Here is a 1,654-nt window from a genome sequence, read left to right on the forward strand (position 1 = left end):
CGAGCGCTATGGGCAGCTGCCGCTGGCGGCGAGCCTGCTGCCCGCCATCGAGCTCGCCCGCGACGGCTTTGCAGTCGACCAGGTCTACGGGCGGCTCGCACGCTGGCGCCGCGAGGTCATCGCTGCCTCACCGGCGGCCGCCCGCCAGTTTCTGCGGGACGGCGCGGTGCCGGCCGCAGGCACCCGGCTGCGCCAGCCGGAGCTTGCGGCAACGCTGATCCGCCTTGCTCGTGAGGGGCATGCGGGCTTCTACGATGGGGAGCTCGCGCGGCGCCTGGTGCAAGGTGTGCGAGACGCCGGCGGCATCTGGACGCGCGAAGACTTGTCGACCTACCGCGTGGTGGAGCGTGCCCCCGTCACCGGACAATTCGATGCCCCCACCGGCCGCTGGCGCCTGGTAAGCGCTGCGCCGCCATCCTCTGGCGGCGTCGCGCTGGTGCAGATGCTCGGCATGCTGCAGGGCTTCGACCTTGCGGCACTGGACTCCGCGGATCGCGCGCACCTTGTCATCGAGGCCATGCGGCGAGCCTATCGCGATCGTGCCCAGCTCTTGGGCGACCCGGATCACGTGGACGTACCGGTGGCACGCCTGACGCACCCCTTCTACGCGGCCGGGCTGATGCGGGATTTCGCCATGGAACGCGCCACCCCAAGCCAGCCGGCGTCGGCCGTCGGCGGTGCCGGGGCGGATACGACGCATTTCTCGATCTTGGACACCGCCGGCAATCGCGTTGCTGCCACCCTGAGCATCAATTATCCGTTCGGCTCGGGCTTCGTGCCGCCGGGCACCGGGGTGCTGCTGAACGACGAGATGGACGACTTCGCAGCCCAGCCGGGCGTGCCCAATGCCTACGGCCTTGTCGGCGGCGAAGCCAACGCGATCGCGCCGGGTAAGCGCATGCTCTCGAGCATGAGCCCCACGTTCCTCGAGTCCGCCGACCGGGTGGTCATCCTCGGTACCCCCGGCGGCAGCCGGATCATCACCATGGTCTTGGGCGGCATACTCGCCGCCACCGGGCTCGACCCCGCAGCCGGCAACGGCGCTGCGGAATGGGTTGCCGCGGCGCGCTTCCATCACCAATACCTGCCGGACGAGGTGCTGCTGGAGCCGGATGCCTTCTCGCCCCAGGTGCAGGCGAGTCTGGCGCGCCGCGGCCATAGGCTGCGGACCGCCGAGCGTCCCTACGGCAATATGCAACTGGTGCACTGGGATCGCGCCGGCGCCCGCGTGGAGGCCGCAAGCGACCCGCGCGGCATCGGTGCGGCAGAGGTCATCCGGCTTGACCCCGCGAGCACCCACAACGATCACAGCTCAACATCCCTAAGGGAGCCACTGAGAGTCACACCATGAAAGCTTTTCTCGTCGCAATGCTGAGTCTTGTCTTTGTCGGCGCCCTGGTGCTGCCGGAGGACGCCGATGCCCGCCGCTTCGGTGGCGGCCGCAGCCTTGGCAAGCAGTACAACATGCCGCGCCAGGCACAGCGCCCACAGACACCGCCACACCCGCCCGCCCGCAACCAGCAGGCGGCCCCCGGACAGAAGACGCCGCGCAGCGGTGCGCGCCGCTGGCTCGGACCCCTGGCCCGACACGCCGCAGGCGGCCCGCACGCGTCGACGCTCTTACGGTGGGGCTGCTGCCGCCTCTTCCCAACCA

At 70.3% G+C, this 1,654-nt stretch carries 1 protein-coding gene and 1 pseudogene; both read left to right on the forward strand.

Annotated features, from left to right (window positions below):
- On the forward strand, nucleotides 1–1,351 hold a 1,351-nt coding region (locus tag I6U14_RS05715), incomplete at its 5' end, for a gamma-glutamyltransferase family protein (protein WP_296897607.1).
- Nucleotides 1,348–1,654, forward strand: a pseudogene (locus tag I6U14_RS05720) (hypothetical protein); the annotation flags it as partial. The gene I6U14_RS05715 and the pseudogene I6U14_RS05720, both read left to right, overlap by 4 nt.

This window comes from Thiohalocapsa sp. (assembly GCF_019695415.1).
Lineage (GTDB): Bacteria > Pseudomonadota > Gammaproteobacteria > Chromatiales > Chromatiaceae > Thiohalocapsa.